Origin of the sequence: Herbaspirillum sp. (assembly GCF_017744395.1) — a bacterium.
Lineage (GTDB): Bacteria > Pseudomonadota > Gammaproteobacteria > Burkholderiales > Burkholderiaceae_D > Herbaspirillum.
The window spans coordinates 632,829-650,233 of record NZ_JAGIBI010000003.1 but is presented as its reverse complement, the minus strand read 5'-3'; the positions used below and the strand labels follow the sequence as shown (position 1 = coordinate 650,233).

18 protein-coding genes and 1 riboswitch are annotated in these 17,405 nt (G+C 66.5%); of the genes, 3 read left to right on the top strand and 15 right to left on the bottom strand.

Translation table 11 applies throughout. The features are described from left to right. Window positions 1–5 precede the first annotated feature (5 nt). The 8 genes from J7548_RS11755 to J7548_RS11720 form a co-directional block, all read right to left on the bottom strand. The gene (locus tag J7548_RS11755) at window positions 6–1,814 is read right to left on the bottom strand and encodes a hypothetical protein (protein WP_290974768.1); all 1,809 of its coding nucleotides are present in this window, start codon (window positions 1,812–1,814) and stop codon (window positions 6–8) included. A gap of 170 nt (window positions 1,815–1,984) precedes the next feature. Next, window positions 1,985–2,668, bottom strand: coding sequence for a glutamate/aspartate ABC transporter permease GltK (gene gltK, locus J7548_RS11750; protein WP_290974767.1), 684 nt, complete (start codon window positions 2,666–2,668; stop codon window positions 1,985–1,987). A gap of 13 nt (window positions 2,669–2,681) precedes the next feature. Then, entirely contained in the window at window positions 2,682–3,410 is a 729-nt protein-coding gene (locus J7548_RS11745; protein ID WP_290974766.1) for an amino acid ABC transporter permease, read from the bottom strand. Between the two features lie 34 nt (window positions 3,411–3,444). Then, a complete protein-coding gene (locus J7548_RS11740) occupies window positions 3,445–4,020 on the bottom strand; it encodes a carboxymuconolactone decarboxylase family protein (RefSeq protein ID WP_290974765.1) in 576 nt (191 codons plus the stop codon). A gap of 38 nt (window positions 4,021–4,058) precedes the next feature. Beyond that, window positions 4,059–4,979 carry a transporter substrate-binding domain-containing protein gene (locus J7548_RS11735; protein WP_290974764.1) on the bottom strand — a complete coding sequence of 307 codons (921 nt, stop codon included), beginning with the start codon at window positions 4,977–4,979 and terminating at the stop codon, window positions 4,059–4,061. A 53-nt stretch (window positions 4,980–5,032) separates the two neighbouring features. Continuing rightward, complete coding sequence (locus tag J7548_RS11730; RefSeq protein ID WP_290974763.1) at window positions 5,033–6,361, bottom strand: aspartate aminotransferase family protein; 1,329 nt, start codon at window positions 6,359–6,361, stop codon at window positions 5,033–5,035. A 304-nt stretch (window positions 6,362–6,665) separates the two neighbouring features. Then, window positions 6,666–7,547, bottom strand: coding sequence for a MurR/RpiR family transcriptional regulator (locus J7548_RS11725; protein WP_290974762.1), 882 nt, complete (start codon window positions 7,545–7,547; stop codon window positions 6,666–6,668). Window positions 7,548–7,649: 102 nt separating this feature from the next. Further along, a complete protein-coding gene (locus tag J7548_RS11720) occupies window positions 7,650–8,480 on the bottom strand; it encodes a helix-turn-helix transcriptional regulator (RefSeq protein ID WP_290974761.1) in 831 nt (276 codons plus the stop codon). A gap of 91 nt (window positions 8,481–8,571) precedes the next feature. Between J7548_RS11720 and J7548_RS11715 the strand changes: the two genes are divergently transcribed. Continuing rightward, window positions 8,572–9,819: an MFS transporter gene (locus J7548_RS11715; protein WP_290974760.1), complete on the top strand. Its 1,248-nt coding sequence runs from the start codon at window positions 8,572–8,574 to the stop codon at window positions 9,817–9,819. A 243-nt stretch (window positions 9,820–10,062) separates the two neighbouring features. Here J7548_RS11715 and J7548_RS11710 read toward each other — a convergent pair whose 3' ends face one another. Next, window positions 10,063–11,313 carry a voltage-gated chloride channel family protein gene (locus tag J7548_RS11710; protein WP_290974759.1) on the bottom strand — a complete coding sequence of 417 codons (1,251 nt, stop codon included), beginning with the start codon at window positions 11,311–11,313 and terminating at the stop codon, window positions 10,063–10,065. An 84-nt stretch (window positions 11,314–11,397) separates the two neighbouring features. Then, window positions 11,398–11,470, bottom strand: a riboswitch (Fluoride riboswitch). A 183-nt stretch (window positions 11,471–11,653) separates the two neighbouring features. On the opposite strand from J7548_RS11710, the gene J7548_RS11705 reads away from it, so the two are divergent. After that, the gene (locus J7548_RS11705) at window positions 11,654–12,865 is read left to right on the top strand and encodes an HD-GYP domain-containing protein (protein ID WP_290974758.1); all 1,212 of its coding nucleotides are present in this window, start codon (window positions 11,654–11,656) and stop codon (window positions 12,863–12,865) included. A gap of 69 nt (window positions 12,866–12,934) precedes the next feature. On the opposite strand, the gene J7548_RS11700 is transcribed toward J7548_RS11705, so the two are convergent. The 6 genes from J7548_RS11700 to J7548_RS11675 form a co-directional block, all read right to left on the bottom strand. After that, window positions 12,935–13,525 carry an OmpA family protein gene (locus J7548_RS11700; RefSeq protein ID WP_290974757.1) on the bottom strand — a complete coding sequence of 197 codons (591 nt, stop codon included), beginning with the start codon at window positions 13,523–13,525 and terminating at the stop codon, window positions 12,935–12,937. After that, complete coding sequence (locus J7548_RS11695) at window positions 13,518–13,943, bottom strand: FecR domain-containing protein (RefSeq protein ID WP_290974756.1); 426 nt, start codon at window positions 13,941–13,943, stop codon at window positions 13,518–13,520. Before J7548_RS11695 ends, J7548_RS11700 begins: the two co-directional genes overlap by 8 nt. A gap of 215 nt (window positions 13,944–14,158) precedes the next feature. Next, window positions 14,159–14,635: a DoxX family protein gene (locus tag J7548_RS11690; RefSeq protein ID WP_290974936.1), complete on the bottom strand. Its 477-nt coding sequence runs from the start codon at window positions 14,633–14,635 to the stop codon at window positions 14,159–14,161. A 17-nt stretch (window positions 14,636–14,652) separates the two neighbouring features. Continuing rightward, window positions 14,653–15,402 (bottom strand): DNA-binding domain-containing protein, encoded by a 750-nt coding sequence (locus J7548_RS11685; protein WP_290974755.1) that lies wholly within the window; start codon window positions 15,400–15,402, stop codon window positions 14,653–14,655. Next, window positions 15,399–16,256 (bottom strand): DUF692 domain-containing protein, encoded by an 858-nt coding sequence (locus tag J7548_RS11680; RefSeq protein WP_290974754.1) that lies wholly within the window; start codon window positions 16,254–16,256, stop codon window positions 15,399–15,401. Before J7548_RS11680 ends, J7548_RS11685 begins: the two co-directional genes overlap by 4 nt. A 14-nt stretch (window positions 16,257–16,270) precedes the next feature. Next, entirely contained in the window at window positions 16,271–16,549 is a 279-nt protein-coding gene (locus tag J7548_RS11675; RefSeq protein ID WP_290974753.1) for a DUF2282 domain-containing protein, read from the bottom strand. A 229-nt stretch (window positions 16,550–16,778) separates the two neighbouring features. Here J7548_RS11675 and J7548_RS11670 point away from each other — a divergent pair, with 229 nt between their 5' ends. Continuing rightward, on the top strand, window positions 16,779–17,405 hold the full coding sequence (locus J7548_RS11670; protein WP_290974935.1) for a DUF1109 domain-containing protein: 627 nt from the start codon (window positions 16,779–16,781) through the stop codon (window positions 17,403–17,405).

Here is a 17,405-nt window from a genome sequence, read left to right as displayed (position 1 = left end):
GGAGTTCAGGAGGGCAGCGCCGGCATCCAGGGATTGCGCTCGCCCCATGCCACGAAAAGCTTGCCGCGGCGCGAACGAATGCGCCGCTTACGCAAGCTGGCGTAGACCAGTTCGGCAAGCGTGCGCTGCTCGGCGTCGCTCATCTTGAGCGAGAAGCGGTACATCCTCAGCAGCATCAGCGCATTGTTCATGAACGCCAGGTCGGCCGCTTCACTGCGCGCAAGCGCCGCCAATTGCTCCGCCAGGGCCAGTACGCGGGCGCCGATGGCATTGTCGGCCGAAGGCACGTCGGGCTTGAGCGGCGGCAATTCCTGCATCTCCTGCAAGCTGATCCGGTAGAGCGTGTAGCGGTAATCAGATTCGAGCGATGCTTCATCGCCGGCGCGTTCATCGATGCCGACGCCGGCAAGGCCGGCCAGCAATTTTTCCAGCGCGGAAAAACCGACAGCATGGCCGCGCTCATCCCCCGCGCTCCAGCCGCCGCCGCGCGGGCTGAGCAGCCAGGCCAGGAAGGCATGGTCCAGTTGCGTATCGCGCGCCGCGCGGCTGCCCAGCATGCACCGGGCCAATGCGATGTCGTCGCTGCTCATGCGGGCGTATGCGGGGCTGCCGGCAACGCCGGCAGCCGTTTCCCCGGCGGGCGCATGCCCGTCATCGGCGCGCAACAGGCGATAGGCGGCGAGGTCGTCGGCCAGCGCATCCACTTCCTCCAACGGCACGCCATTGGCGGCAGCGTAGACATAGGCGTCGGCCAGATAACGCCGGTCGCCCAGGGACAGGAAATCGCGGTTCTGCAGCGACAGGCCGGCGCGCCTGGCGACCGCCGGCTCATCCTCGCGCCGCGCCACGCCGAACACGCGCTGCAACAGCACCATGTAGGCATCGCCCGGCACCGCGCGCACGATGCTGGAGACCGGCAGGATATCCACCAGCTTCGGCGCCTGTGCGATCAGTTCCAGTGCCGATGGCGTGACGCGCGGCAGCACCAGCCCGCGGATGACGCCGCCGGCCAGCGCCAGCGGACCGGCAGGCAGCACCAGCGACTCCAGCATATGCACCAGGTCGGCCTGCTGTTGCGGCGGCAACGGCGATGCCGGCTGCAAGCTGTCCAGCGCCAGGTATTGCTGCATCAGTTGCGCATAGTTGGGCGGATAGGCGGTGCGCTCCAACGGCGACAGGCTGGCGTAGAACGCCAGGCCGGCTTCGATCACCGGGCGCCAGTCGCCGGTGGTCAGCGCGCGCTGGAATACCGGCGCCCAGAAGCGGTTGTCCAGTTCGGTGCGCTGGTTGGCGGCGGCGTAGCGTTCGTTGACGGTATAGGCGCCGCTTTCGTCGTAGACGATGGCCGACAGTTCGGCGCGGCTGAGGCCGGCGAAGGGATTGGGAGCGCGGCCGTACAGGGACTCAGTCGCTTGCCCGGCTTGCTTGAGACGGGCCGGATCGGCCGAGTCCGGGCGCTCGCGGTCGGCTTGCGCGACGGCGTCGGCGCCATGGCGTGCCGCCACCAGGCGCGCTTCGATCGCGTGGAGCGTGGCGCGCGTGATGGGAAGCGGATCGGAGGCCGGGCCAGCGGACGGTGCGGCCTCCATCGCCGGCTGCGCTTGCGCGGCGGCCGCCGCGTCGACCACGCTGGCGAACGCGGCCAGCATGCGGCCCTGGGCCGACAGCGTCAGCGTGACGCCGTCTTCAGGCGCCGCCTGCACCGCCCTTTCAGCGCCCCGGGCATCGCTGTCGCCGTTGCTTGCCGATCCTTGCGAAGCGAAGCGCGGCAGCGCCTCCTGCGCCGCCACCGTGATATCGGTTTCAATAGCCATGTCATCTCCCTTATCGGGATTCTCATGACCTGATTACGGACGCTGGCGAATAATCTTTACAGTTGCAAAGGCGGCGGCAGGAAAATGATCGGCGAAATGATCGGCGAAATGATCGGCGATATCCCGGAGCAATGTTGCCGGCATGCATTTACGAACCGCCGCGTATCGGATCACGCTGCCACTTTCCTTCTATAGCGCCTGACCATCAGCGACATGGAAAAGCAGATGACGAAATACACCGCGCCGGCCACGAACAGCAGCTCGATGATGCGGCCGTTGCGCTCGCCGATGCTATAGGCGCGCCCGAAGAAATCGGCCAGCGCGCTGACGTACACCAGGGAGGTGTCCTGGAACAGCACGATGCCCTGCGTCAGCAGCAGCGGCACCATGTTGCGGAAGGCCTGCGGCAGCACCACCAGGCGCATCGTCTGCGGGTAGGTGAGGCCCAGCGCATAGGCGGCGCCGAACTGGCCGCGCGCCACGCTGCCGATGCCGGCGCGGATGATCTCGGAATAGTAGGCGGCTTCGAACAGCGAGAAGGCCACCAGCGCCGAAGTCATGCCCAAGTCGTTGGCCGGCGACAGGCCGAACAGCTTTTGCAGCAACTGCGGCACGATCAGGAAAAACCACAGCAGCACCATCACCAGCGGGATCGAACGGAACAGGTTGACGTAGCCCGCCGCGAACCATTGCAACAGGCGATGGCGCGACAAGCGCATCATCGCCAGCAGCGTGCCCCACACCATGCCGAAGGCGATCGCCACCAGCGTGATCTTGAGCGATACCAGCATGCCGTCGCCCAGTACCCTGATGGCGGCCGGCGTGACGGCGCTGAAGTCGAATTCGTAGGCCATTTGCCGTCCTCCCTTATTTCCCGCCCACCATGCCGGGCAGGCTGGTTTTGCGTTCGAGCAGGCGCATGAACACCATGACGCAGATATTGATCAGCATGTAGGCCAGCGTGACGGCGATGAACGCCTCATACGGCTGCGCGGTGTAGTCGACCAGTTGGCGCCCCTGCGCGGCCAGTTCCAGCAGGCCGATGGTGGACGCCACCGCCGAGTTCTTGAAGATGTTGAGGAACTCCGAGGTCAGCGGCGGCAGCACGATGCGAAACGACATCGGCAGCAGCACGAAGCGGTAGGTCTGGCCCAGCGTCAGGCCCAGCGCCAGCCCGGCGCCCTTCTGGCCGCGCGGCAGCGATTCGATGCCGGCGCGCACCTGTTCGCACACGCGCGCCGCGGTAAACATCCCCAGGCACAGCGTGGCCATGGAGAATTGCTGCGCCATCGGCGGCATGGCCTTGATCGTGTCGCCGAAAGGCAGCAGTTCCGGCATGGCGAAATACCAGATAAAGATCTGCACCAAGAGCGGCACATTGCGGAACAGTTCCACGTAGCAGGCGGCGAAACCCGAGAGCAGCCGGTTGGGCAAGGTGCGCATGATCCCAAGCAAGGTGCCCAATACCAGCGCCAGCACCCAGGCCGACAAGCCCAGCGCCACCGTCACGCCCAGGCCCGACAGCAGCCAGTCGAGATAGGACTGGCCGGCGTTGGGCTGCTGCAGGAACACCGACCATTGCCATTGGTATGCCATCGCTCTTTCTCCGTGCTCTGGTATTTCCCGGCGCTCAGCGCGCCGGTTCCGCGAAGGGCAGGTCGCCCTCGCCCTGCCCTTCGGCGCGCATGCCGAAGGTGTTGAGCGTCATGGCCACCAGCGCGTAATAGCCCAGCAAACCGACCAGGTTGACCACCACCGGCAGGCCGAACAGCTCACAGGCCTCGGCATAGGTGGCATCCGAGACGCGCTTGCCGCGATACAGTTCGCCGGCAAACTGCCACACCACGCGCTCGTCGCGCAACGTGAATTGCGGCGTCTCGCCTCGCCGGATCTGCTCGGCCAGCGCCGGCGCCAGCCCCGCTTCAATGGCGATCGGCAGGTGGATATGCCACTCCGCCTGCGACTGCCAGCAGGCCGCCGTCGTCAGGATGGCCAGCTCCGACAGCCGCAGCGGCAGGCCGGTGTCGTAGCGGCAGAACGCGCCCAGCCGCTGCGCCAGCTCGCCCAGACGCGGGCTGTGGATCCAGGCCACGAAAGGACCGTTGAGGTTCTTGCGCGGCCCGGCCAGGATGGCGTCGAGCATGGCGATCTGGTCCGGCGCCATCTGTTCACGGGAGATGGCGGGCAGGCGTGGCGGCTGAGTCATAGGCGTTTCCTTATGCGATTGAGTGCGACAGTCTGTACTCAATCCATCGGCTTGTCGCTGGGAGTGGCGTACAACGCAGAAACGGTCTCGGACATCGGGAAATTGAAACTGACGTTCTTGGGCGGAATCGGGAAGGTGAACCACTTGGCGTAGATCTTCTTGATCTCGCCGCTCTTCATCAGGCCGCCCAGGGTGTCGTCGACCAGTTTCTTGAACTGCGGATCGTCGCGGCGCACCATGAAGGCATAGGGTTCGGCGCCGAAGGGGTTGCCGGTCAATACCCAGTCGCCGGGCTTTTGCGCGGTGGTGCGCGCGCCGGCCAGCAGCACGTCATCCATCACGTAGGCCGCCACGCGGCCGGACTGCAGGATCAGGAACGCTTCGCCATAGTCCTTGGCGCTCTGGACCTGCATGTTCATCTTGCGGTGCTCGTTGAGGTTGCGCAGCAACTGTTCGGACGTGGTGCCGGCATTGGTCACGACCGCCTTGCCGGCGAGGTCCGGGAAGTCCTTGATGCCGCTGTCGCGCCTGGTCAGGATGCGGCTGCTGGCAACGAAGAAGTTGGTCGCGAAGGAGACCTGCTGCCAGCGGCTCTTGAGGTTGCTGGTGACGCCGCATTCCAGGTCGATGGTGCCGTTCTGCAGCAGCGGCGTGCGGTTCTGCGAGGTGACCGGCACCATGCGCACTTCCAGCTTGGGGGCGCCGATCCTGGCCTTGACCGCATCGATCACCTTGTCGCACAGGTCTTGCGAATAGCCGATCACCTTCTGGTTTTCATCGTAATAGGAAAACGGGATCGAGCCGGTGCGATGGCCGATGGCGATCAGGTTGGCATCCTTGACCTTTTGCAGGGTCGGTCCGAGCGCGGCGTCGGCGGCGCGGGCGTGCAGCGGCAGTACGGCAAACAGGACAGACAGCATGGCGGCCGCCGGTGCGGCCAATGTTGCTAGACGTTTCATCGTTACCCCTCCTTGGAAAATTCAAACCCGGCGCGGCCGGTAGGCTTCGGCAATCAGGCAGCGGCCACCGCGGCCGCGACCGCATCGGCAAGGCGCTCGACGATGCGGTCGATGTCTTGCCGGGTGGCGATGAACGGCGGCGCCAGCAGGATGTGGTCGCCGCTGCGGCCGTCGATGGTGCCGCCCATCGGATACACCAGCAGTCCACGCTCCATCGCCTCGGCCTTGACGCGCGCATGAGTGCGCAGCGCCGGATCCAGCGGCGCCTTGCTGGCGCGGTCGGCCACCAGTTCGACGCCGACGAACAGGCCGCGGCCGCGGATGTCGCCCACGTTGGCCTGCTCCGCGAAGCGCTCGCGCAGCGCGGCGCGCAATTGCTCGCCGCGCTGGCGCACGTTGTCCAGCAGCCGCTCTTCGCGGATCACCTGTTGCACGGCGATGGCGGCGGCGCAGGCGGTGGCGTGGCCGATATAGGTGTGGCCATGCTGGAAGAAACCCGAACCCTGCAGCACGGCTTCGTAGATGCGGTCGCTGCAGATCATCGCGCCGATCGGCTGGTAGCCGCCGCCCAGGCCCTTGGCGATGACGACGATGTCGGGCTGCACGCCGTCTTCCTCGCAGGCGAACAGGTAGCCGGTACGGCCCATGCCGGACATCACTTCATCCAGGATCAGCAGTACGCCGTACTTGTCGCACACGGCGCGCATCTTGCGGAAATAGTCGGCCACCGGCGGCACCGCGCCGGCGGTGGCGCCGACCACCGTCTCGGCGACGAAGGCGGCCACCTGGTCCGCCCCCAGCGACAGGATCTTCTGTTCCAGCTCGTCGGCCAGGCGCTGCACGTATTGCGCGTCGCTCTCGCCGTCCCGGCGTTCGCGGTAGGCGTAGCAGGGTGAGACGTGATGCGCCTCGATCAGCAGCGGCATGAACATTTCGCGGCGCCAGGCGTTGCCGCCGATGGCCAGCGCGCCCAGCGTGTTGCCGTGGTAGCTCTGGCGGCGCGCGATGAAATAGCGGCGCTGCGGCTGGCCCGATTCCACGTGGTACTGGCGCGCCAGCTTGAGCGCCGCTTCCACCGCCTCGGAGCCGCCGGAGAGGAAGTAGACGTGGTTGAGCGAACCGGGCGCGACGTCAGCCAGCATCGCCGCCAGCTCTTCCGCCGGTTCGGTGGTGAAGAAGGACGTATGGGCGTACGCCAATTGGCCGGCCTGCCTGCGGATCGCCTCGACCACGCGCGGATGGCCGTGCCCCAGGCAAGACACCGCGGCGCCGCCGGAAGCGTCGAGGTAGCGCTTGCCGTCGCGGTCGACCAGCTCCATGCCCGCGCCGGCGACGGCGACGGGCAGCTTGCCGCGGGGATTACGGTGGAAAACGTGCGTCATGCAGGAGCCCTTCCATTCATTGGTTGCGCTGTTGGCCGCAACGGCGCGTTTCACGACAAACCACTACGGCAACATACGTTGCAGATTCAATTTGAAACGCAATATAGATGAACGGAACAGCCAATGCAACATATGTTGCACAATAATTTTAAAATGATTTTTTTGGTGCAATTGCAGCATTTTCCCGGTGCAGGAAATACCCGCCGGCACGCTAATGGCGCACAGCCGCCGCCGCATGCGGCATCGCTATGCAGCAAAGGCGGCCAACGGGGCCAGGAAAAGCGGAAGGTTCGGGAAACGCGGCTTACTTGGTCACGTAGGCGCCGGTGCGGTGCAACGCCTCTTCTGCCAGTTCGATGCGCTTGACGGCCTTGTCGTCCTCGATGGAAATGACCAGCTCGATCAGGCTCTCGGCCACCGCCGTGGCGGCCGCCATCGAGGGGAAGAAGGAAGTGCTCTCATGCGAGAACAGGATGCAGTGGTCGGCCTTGAGCGCGATCGGCGCCACCGCGCTGTCGGTCAGCGCGATCAGCCTGGCCCCGGCTTCCTTGGCGGCGGCGGCCACGCGCACCGCTTCGGCCGAATAAGGGGCGAAGCTGATAACCACCACCGCATCCTGCGCGGCGAAGGCGCGCAGTTCAAGGTCGATCGACCCTTCGCTGCCGCGCACCAGCGAGACCGAGGTGCGGAACAGCCGGTACAGGTAATGCAGCAGGAATGAAATGGAAAATGCCGCCCGGAAGCCGGCGATATGCACATGGCGTGCCTTGGCCATGGCGCGCGCGGCGGCCAGCATGCGGTCGGCGCTCTTGGGTTCGGAGGCGTCCAGGTTGGCCCGCTGCGCGGCGAACAGCTCGGCCACCAGGTTGTCGCTGTTGCTGCGGCGGACGATGCTCTTGGCCTTGAAGGCATAGGCTTTGGGATCGCCCGCCAGGCGCTCGACGAACAGCGCGCGCAATTCGGCCCAGCCGGCAAAGCCCAGGTATTGCGCCAGCCGCACGAAGGTCGACGGCTGCACTTGCGCCTTCTGCGACAGCGCGCGCATGGTCGATACCGCGACCTCGCCCGGATTGTCCAGCAGGAAAGCGGCCCCGGCCTGGAACTGCGGCCGCATGTCGGTAAAACGTTCGCGGATCGATGCTTCCAGCGCGTGGAAGGTCTGCGGCGGGGGGGCGGTATTGGGCATCGACGTCGGCCGGATATCAGGATGAGGACCCGCCGATGGTAGCAAACAATCGGCGGGTACGGCGCAACATTTGTTGCAAACCCCTTGCCGCCGGCGGAGCGCTCAATCCGGCTGCGCGCCGGATACCATGCGCCGCTTTTCCTGCCGCTGCAGGTATTGATGGGGCGACGCCCGCAATGCCTTGCGGAACATGTTGCCGAAGGCGCTCTGGCTCTTGTAGCCGAGCGCCTGCGCCACCGCCCCGACCGCTTCGCCGTTGGACAGCCGCACCAGCGCTTCGCTCAGGTGTACCTGCTGCACCCAGTGCCTGAATTGCAGCCCGGTCTCCTTCGGGAACAGGCGGATCACCGTGCGCACGCTGGCGCCGCCGACGTCGGCCCAGTCCGCCAGGGCGAACTGCCGCCCCGGGTCGGCCAGGATGGCTTCGCAGATCGCCACCAGGCGCCGGTCGCCGGGCCAGGGGATCTCGATCGGGATGGCCGGCGCGCGCGCCAGTTCGGACAGGATCAGTTCGGCCACATGGCCGCCGCGGCTGCCGGCCGCGTAATCGTTCGGCTCGGCCAGCAGCGCCAGGATCAGTTCGCGCAACAGCACCGACACTTCCAGCAGCCGGCAGCGCTCGCCCAAGGCGCCGGCCGCTGCCGATGCGATATACAGCGTGCGCATGCTGACATTGCTGAGCATGCGGATCTCATGCGCGACATGCGGCGGCACCCACAGCGCCCGCTGCGGCGGCACCACCCAGACGCCCTGCGGCGTACGCACCTGCATCACGCCCTCGACCGCGTACAGCAGTTGCCCGCGCGGATGCGAATGGGCGCTGAGCAAATCGCGGTAAGCCAACTCGCGGGCGAACGCCACCACTGGAACCGGTATCGTTTGCAGCGCGTCGGCTTCGCGACTGGGACTGACGGTGCGTAATTTGGCCGTCATGGCATTTAATCGACAATATTTGTCATTAGTAGTAATAGGTGCCAATGATACGCTTGCGCATCCTTCCTCCACAACCCAAGACGCTCGCGCAATGACAACCGATACCACGACAGCGGCCCCGTCCCACACCGGCGCCGCCTCCCCCTCCTCCGCCAACGCCGTCCATGCGGCCCAGCCGCTGGTCATGAGCATCATCCTGGCCGCCGGCGGCGCGCACCTGATCAACGACATGATCCAGGCGCTGCTGCCCTCGATCTATCCGATGCTCAAGGACGGCTACGGCCTCTCCTTCACCCAGGTCGGCCTGATCACGCTGACCTTCCAGGTCACCGCTTCGCTGCTGCAGCCCTGGATCGGTATGTACACCGACCGCCATCCCCAACCCTGGCTGCTGCCCAGCGGCGCGGTCGCCACCCTGGTCGGCATCGTGCTGCTGGCCATGGCCGGCAGTTTCCCGGCCTTCCTGCTGGCGGCGGCGCTGATCGGCATCGGCTCCTCGACCTTCCACCCGGAAGCCTCGCGCATCGCGCGCATGGCCTCGGGCGGGCGTTTCGGCCTGGCGCAATCGACCTTCCAGGTCGGCGGCAATGCCGGCTCCGCATTCGGCCCGCTGCTGGCGGCGGCCATCGTCGTGCCCTACGGCCAGGGCAACGTGGCCTGGTTCGTGCTGCTGGCGGTGCTGGCCATCATCGTGCTGTCGCTGGTGTCGGGCTGGTATCGCCGCCACCTCGCCGCCAACAAGGGCCGCGCCAAGCCGCGCCCGGCCCAGGCGCTGCCGGCCTCGACCGTGCGGCGCGCGCTGCTGGTGCTGGCGCTGCTGGTGTTTTCCAAGTACTTCTACATGGCCAGCTTCACCAGCTATTTCACCTTCTACCTGATCGACCGCTTCGGCCTTTCGGTGGCCAGCTCGCAGCTCTACCTGTTCCTGTTCCTCGGCGCGGTGGCGGTCGGCACCTTTGTCGGCGGCCCCATCGGCGACAAGATCGGCCGCAAGCTGGTGATCTGGATTTCCATCCTCGGCGCCGCGCCGTTCGCGCTGCTGCTGCCGCATGCCAACCTGTTCTGGACCGGCGTGCTGTCGGTGGTGATCGGCCTGGTGATCGCGTCGGCCTTCTCGGCCATCGTGGTGTATGCGCAGGAACTGGTGCCGGGCAAGGTGGGCATGATCGCCGGCGTGTTCTTCGGCCTGATGTTCGGCTTCGGCGGCATCGGCGCCGCCTTGCTGGGCCACCTGGCCGACTTGTACGGCATCGCCTGGGTCTATGGCCTGTGCGCGTTCCTGCCGCTGGCCGGCCTGCTCACGGTGTTCCTGCCGAACCTGAAGGAAGGGCCGATCTGAGTTCTTCCGCGCGGATGCAAAAAGGGCAGCCCAGGCTGCCCTTTTTTTTTTGCAACGGCCAGATGCCTGGCCGGTTCCTTGCTCACGACATGGAGTGGGATTGCGCCCCCATTCCGCCCTTAAGTTTCGCTTAATGTTCGACGCCTAGAATAGCGGCCATTGGGGTCTCCTCTTTCCCCCGGTCCGCCGCAACGACATCCGGTGGACCTTTCTCCGGCCCGCGCTCAATCGCGGGCCGTTTTTTTATTCCCGGCCGTCGCCGCTTGCGCCATGGCGCTTGGGTTGCCCCAGGCGCTGGGCGCGGTAGATGCCGGTGTGGCCGGAGAACAGGTAGGCGGTCACGCAGGCCAGCGCGGCGAACGGCCCGATACCGGCGCCGAACAGTTCGATCGCCATCACGGTGGACGCCAGCGGGGTATTGGCCGCGCCGGCGAACACCGCCACGAAACCGAGCGCCGCCAGCAGCGGGAACGGCAAGTGCAGCAAAGGCGCCAGCGCATTGCCGAACGTGGCGCCGATATAGAACAGCGGCGTCACCTCGCCGCCCTTGAACCCGGTTCCCAGCGAAGCCACGGTAAACGCCCCTTTGGCCAGGAAGTCCCAGGGCGCCAGCGGTTGCTGGAAGGCTTGCACGATGGTATCGATGCCCAGGCCGACATAGCGTTGCGTGCCGCAGGCCCATACCGCGGCCGCCACCACAATGCCGCCGATAAGCGGGCGCAGCGGCGCGTAGGCCACGCGCTTTTTCATCAGGGCCGACAATGCGTGGGCGCCATGCGCGAAAGCCATGCCGGCCAGCCCGAACAGCGCCCCGGCGGCGATCACCGCCGCCGCGCTCCACAGCGCCACCGGCGCGGCGGCATCCATGGCGTAATGGGTATGGTGCACGCCCCAGGCCAGGCCGACCTGGTCGGCGGCGATCGCCGCCACGAAACAGGGCAGGATGGCGTCGTAGCGCATGCGCCCGATGGCCAGCACTTCCAGCCCGAAGATCGCCCCCGCCATCGGCGTGCCGAACACCGACGAGAAGCCGGCGCTGATGCCGGCCATGAGCAGGATGCGACGGTCTTCCTGGCGCAGGCGGAACACGTGGGTCAGCTGGTCGGCCAGCGCGCCGCCCATCTGCACCGCGGTTCCCTCGCGCCCGACCGATGCGCCGAACAGGTGCGACACCACCGTTCCCACCAGCACCAGCGGCGCCATGCGCAGCGGCACCACCTTGGCCGGGTCGTGGATCTCGTCGATCAGCAGGTTGTTGCCGGCTTCGACCGATTTGCCGGCGCGCAGGTAGATCCAGCCCACCGCGAAACCGGCCACGGGCAGCAGCCACAAGAGCCAGGGATGGGCCTCGCGCGTGCGCGTGGCGAGGTCGAGCGAATACAGGAAAAAGGCCGAGGCGCTGCCGGCCAGGAAGGCCACCAGCGAGGCGATGAGGCACCATTTGCCGACATAGGGCAGCAGGCGCAGCGGTTCGGGGAGCTTGGAAGTGTTCATGTCGCAGGTGTTGGGGGAAAACCAGCCTGGCCGACAGGAACGTAAAGATGCTTCAGGCGCGTGCCCGCAGCCCCGGTCGTCCAGGTATCCGCAGGCATCATCAGCCCCGGCGGATGCCGGCGGCGGTTCGGGGAGGAATGCCATCTCCGGCGCGCATGGTAGCAAGTTTCACCGGCCCCGGCAATCGCCCGGCGCCGGCCCCGCCCGTTCCCTTCCGGGCTGCCATATGAGATGATTGGTCCGTGGCAATCCCGGAGGCGGAGCGCACGCATTTCCTCTCCCGGCACGATAAAGACCGATCTACCTTTTCCCCCGGCCGCCGGAGGAAACAAGCACAGACATGCTGAAGAAAATCAAAGTGAAGGAACTTGTCCTGGGGATGTATTTCGCCGGCTTCGACGATGCCGCGTGGATGCACCACCCGTTCTGGAAAAACAAGTTCCTCATCAAGAGCCCCAGCGAACTGCAGCAAGCCCGCGCCAGCGGCATCGCCTGCTGCTGGATCGACACCGCCAAGGGCCTCGACGTCGCCGCCGCGCAAGAGGACGAAAGCGTGCCGGACGAACCCGAAGCCGCCGCGGCTCCCGCACCGCAAGCGCCGGAGCTTGACCCCGAGCTGGTCAATGCGCAGGCGCTGTGCGCGACCGCCAAGAAGGCGACCCAGGCCATGTTCGCCGAAGTCCGCATGGGCAAGGTGCTGGACATGGAGCGCTGCGTCTCCGTGGTCGAGGAGATCGCCAGTTCGGTGATGCAAAGCCCCAATGCGCTCATGAGCGTGGTGCGCCTGAAACTGGCCGACGAATACACCTATCTGCACTCGGTGGCGGTATGCGCGCTGATGGTGGCCCTGGGCCGCACCCTCGGCCTGGATGAGACCTCCTGCCGCGAAGCCGGCCTGGGCGGCTTCCTGCACGACATCGGCAAGGCCTTCATTCCGCACGACATCCTCAACAAGGCCGGCAAGCTGACCGACGAAGAATTCGCGATCGTGCGCAAGCACCCGGAGCTGGGCTACAAATACCTGAGCCAGGATCCCAACGTGCCCGACTACGCGCGCAACGTCTGCCTGTACCACCACGAAAAGATCGATGGCACCGGCTACCCGGAAGGCCTGCGCGGCGGCGCAATCTCGCTGTACGCCCGCATGGCGGCCATTTGCGACGTGTATGACGCGCTCACCTCGGAGCGCCGCTACAAGCACGCCTGGGACCCGGCCGAAACGATCTCCACCATGGCTACCTGGAACGGCCACTTCGACCGCGCCATGTTCCTGGCCTTCGTCAAGACGCTGGGAATCTACCCGGTGGGTTCCATCGTCAAGCTGGAATCGGGGCGCACCGGCTTCGTCATCCGGCAAAACGACAAGGACCTGACGCGCCCGGTACTGAAGGTATTCAGCTACAACGACAATCGGGCAATCAGCGACACCGAGATCCTCGACCTGATGGCCACCCCTGACGCCGACAAGATCGTCGCCCGCGGCGGGGAAGAGTGGGCACGTGTGAGCCATCTCGACTCCATGCAGTTGCTGAGCACGCGAGCGCTGTCCTGAACCGTGGCGCACACTGCCGCCGCACATGAAAAAGCCCGCTTGCGCGGGCTTTTTCTTTACCATCGTACGTTATCGAATGCGTATCTCGACAAACCGGTTACGCGGCTCCGGCACGCCCTTCTTCTCCGGTACGCGCGGCTCGCGCGAGCCCTTGCCCACGACCTCGATGCTCAGCGGCTCGATCTTGGCGCGGATCAGTTCGCGCTCCACCAGGCGCGCGCGGCGCACCGACAGCGACTGGTTGACGGCATCGCTGCCGATGTTGTCGGCATGGCCCACCAGGATGAATTCGCCGGCCGGGAATTTGCGGAACTCCTGGATAGCCTCTTCCAGCAGCTTGCGCGAATCCGGCGTCAGGCGGTCGCTGCCCAGTTCGAACAGCAGCTCATAGCTGCGCGGCCGCAGCGGCAGGTTGGCCATCACCGGGCCATAACGCGACTGCACCTCGGTTTCGGTCCAGGTGCGCGGCTTGCCTGCCTTGCCACCGGTGGTCTCGACCCCGGCGTAGGGCTGGGCCAATGCCGTCTCGCTGGACGCGGTCTTGACCACGATGCTGCTGGACGAGCCGTCCTGCTGCGGCAACAGCACGAAGTGTTCCTTGGGTCCGGCGCAACCGGCCAGCGCCAGCAGGGCCAGGCACAGGAGGAGCAGCTTATTCATCGGCCACCTCCACGATGAAGTCGGTGCCGCGGATGCCGATAGTGGCCGTCGGCGTGGCCACCTGCTGGCGCTCCGGCGTGTGCTTGCCGATCAGGCCCGAGACGTAGCGCAAGGTACCCTTGGCCACGCGCACGGCGACGTTGCCCTCGCCTGAGCTCTCATTGAATTTGAAGTCTTCCAGCACGAAGCTGGTCTTGGGACCGAGCGACATCAACGTGTCGTCGCGCAGGGTGATGCCGGCCGCCGCATCGGCGGCGGTGACGACGCGGTCGCCGGCATACAGCTTGTCGCCGACCTGGGCGGGCAGCTTCTGCTCCTGCCGCTGCACCTGCACATCGCCGCGCACCACTTTCAAGATGCCGGAGAAGCGGGGAGGCTCCTGCGCCTGGGCGCCGGATACGGCGCCCGTGAACGCCAATATTGCCGCTATGGCAACGGCCGGCAATTGGCAAACGAATCCCGAAACAGGCCTCGACTGCATGAGATGTCCCTCTTCCGATGTACTGATTGATCGATATCGCTGGTACGACGCCATCCAGGCCCGGCATGGCGCGAAAGGGGATTATAGGCACAATTCCGCATGGAAATGATGCGCTGGGACAATAATTGCCCGGCCACCACCGAAACGCCAGATCAGCGGATGCCGAAACGGCGATCCAGCGACCATGCCCCGCCGCCGCGCGCCACCAGCAACAACAACAGGCCGGCCCATGACAAGTGCGTCGGCCATGCATCCGGATAGACGAAGATTTCGATCACCGCCGTCATCCCAAGCAGCGCCAGCGCCGCGCCCCGGGTGAACAAACCCAGCACCAGCAGCAGCGGGAACAGGTGCTCGGCATAGGCGGCCAGGTGGGCGGCGATGTCCGGCGGCACCAGCGGCAGGCGATATTCCTCCTGGAACAGCGCATAGGTGCCGTCCTTGATCGTCAGGAAACCGCTGACCTTGGTACGGCCGGAGAGGAAGAAGATCGCGGCCATCGCCACGCGCGCCACCAGCGCCAGCAGCGAATCGCCGATCAGGCGTTGCGCCAGGCCGGCGCCGCGCGACCACAGGGACTCCCGGCTGCGGCCCGCAGCGTCGGCGCGGGTCAGGGGATGGTGATTCATGTTCATGTCGTTCTCCATCAGTGAAAAGAAGTGAAGGCGCCGGCCTGTACCAAACCGCCCAGCATGGCGGCCGCATCCAGCCCCGGCTCGCGCTCCAGTGCCAGTCCGGCGGCGGCGGCCACGCCCATGCCGTCACGGCAGGCGTCGAGAAAACGGCAAGCCCCCGGACCGATGGCCTGCCACTGCACCTGGCCTTGCGGCCGGGTCAGCAACGCCCCCTCGCCGCGCCATGCGAGTTCAGCCTGCAACTCGGCATCCAGCCGGCGGTTGGCATCCCAGATCGAATAGATCGGATACGCCGCCTCCCAACGCCAGCGCGCCGCCGCATGCGGCGCCAGGCATATGTCCCGCCCGGCCGCCAGCGCGGCGTGCAAGCCGGCGGCATCGAGCGGCGCATCGTCCGCCGCCAGGTGCGACTCGGTCCAGCAACGGTCGAGCCTCGCCACGCCCGGCAAGTAAGGCAGTTCGCGCGCTTCTTCGGCACTTTCGAGGAAATCCGGGAAGCCGTGGCCATAGGCGATCAGGCAGGCGTCGCCGGGCATGTTCCCGCGCGCATAGGCCAGCGCCGCGCCCTGGAACCACGGCTCGCCGACCAGCCGCAGCACCGCCGGATAGTTGGCCGCCAGGGCATCGGCGCAACCCTTGAAAATCGTGTTGCGGTAGACCGCGAAAGCCGGCTGCGCCGACAGGGACGCCACCAGCGGATCGGCGCTTTCCCCATGCCAAACGGCATGCAGGAACTGGCGGTAATAGTCTTGGCTATTCACGATGCGCACTCCTCATGCACCTGTCCGACGGTGGCCAGCATGTCCTGCGCGATACCGCGCTCGGCCAGCAATTCATCGAAAGCCGGGACATTGCCGTCGCGCTCGATCAGCGTCGGCCGCGGGCCGATGCGCGCCAGCAGTCCGAAATACAGCTCCCACACGGGCGGCGCCACCGCGGCATCGTGCGAATCGACCAGCAGGCCGGGCAAGCCGCGGTCGCTGCTGTGGCCGGCCAAATGGATTTCCTCGATGGCGTCTGCCGGCAATTGCGCCAGGTAGGCGGCCGCGTCGATGCCCAGGTTGGCCGCGCTGACATGCACGTTGTTGACGTCCACCAGCAAGCCGCAGCCGGTGCGGCGCACCAGCTCGCCCAGGAACTCGGGCTCGCTCCACTCGTGGCAATCCATGTGCAGGTAATGGGAGGGGTTTTCCAGCGCGATGCTGCGCTTCAACGCATCCTGCGTACGCCCGATGTTGGCCGCCAGCCGCGCCAGGGTTTCGCCGGTGCGCGGCACCGGCAAGAGATCAGGGTAATAACGGCCATCGGCGCGCGACCAAGCCAGATGCTCGGACACCAGCACCGGCTCGACGCGCGCGGCCAGCCTGGCCAGCCGTTGCAGGTGAGCGGCGTCCGGCGCATCCGGTCCGGCCAGCGACAGCGACACCCCGTGCAGCGCCACCGGATGACGGCTGCGCACGGCGTCCAGCCAGGCCAGCCGCGGGCCGCCATCCATCATGTAGTTCTCCGGATGGACCTCGAACCACAAGCCCGGCGCCGCGCAGGACAGCGCCGCATCGAAATGCTGGGGCTTGAGGCCGAGGCCGGCGCCGGCCGGTACGGGGTGCGCGTTCATTTGCCAGGTCCGGTTCAGATCGGCTTCAACGAACCCATGCCGCGCGGGGTCTTGATCGATGTGCAGGTGCCGGCCGGCACGTTCTTCCAGGCGTTGCCCTGGTAGTCCATCTTGGCGGTGCCAGCGCAGGTGGTGCCTTCGCCTGCCTTGCAATCATTCTGGCCGGCCATCGAGACGCCGTAGCACTTTTCGACCGCGGGCTTGGCGGCGGGCTGCTGGGTTTGCGCCATGGCGACGCCCGAGGCCAGGGTGGCGAGAGTGAAGGTAGCGGTGGCAATGGTACGGATGTTCATGGTGCGACTCCTTATGTGATGGAAAGTGGATGCGACCGGCGTGTCGTTGCTGCCGGTCTGTACGTTATTTCGCCGCCCCGTGCGCCGCGGTTACAGCCGGCGGCGCAAATATATTTTTCGCTTGCCCTGTAACCGGATCGGCCCGGCCGGCGAATAGAAAGAAAAGCGGCGCCACGGCGCGCCGATGACGAAGAAGGGAAACCGGATGAAAACAATGGAATTGGTCAACATGCTGGCGGCCGGGAACGATGGCGGCAAATGCCCGCGCGGCGGCCCGGGCGCCCGCATGGCGGCCGCGCTCGCGATGGGGCTGGCCGGTTCCGCGCTGCTGCTGGCCGTGATCTACGGCGTGCGCAGCGACATGCCGGAACTGCTGCTGCAGCCGCGCTTCTGGCTGAAGGTATCGTTCCCGCTGGCGGTGCTGCTGGCGGCGCAGGATGTGGCCGCGCGGCTGGCCCGCCCAGGCATGCGCATCGGCCTCGGCCCCGCCGCCGCCCTGATGCTGCCGCCGCTGGCGCTGTGGCTGGCCGGAGCCGGCTGGCTGGCGCTGGCGCCGCCCTCGCAGCGCCTGGAACTGCTGCTGGGCGCCACCTGGGAAGTCTGCTCGCTCAACATCGCCCTGCTGTCGCTGCCGACGCTGGCGGCCATGTTCTGGTTCATGCGCGGCCTGGCGCCGACCCGGCTGGCGGCCGCCGGCGCCGTCGCCGGCCTGGTGGCCGGCGCCCAGGGCGTGCTAGTCTATTCGCTCTACTGCGTGGAAATGGCGCCGCCGTTCTGGGGCATCTGGTACGTCCTGGGCGTGCTGGCGCCGACGCTGCTGGGCGCCTTGTCCGGCCCCGTGTTGCTGCGCTGGTAA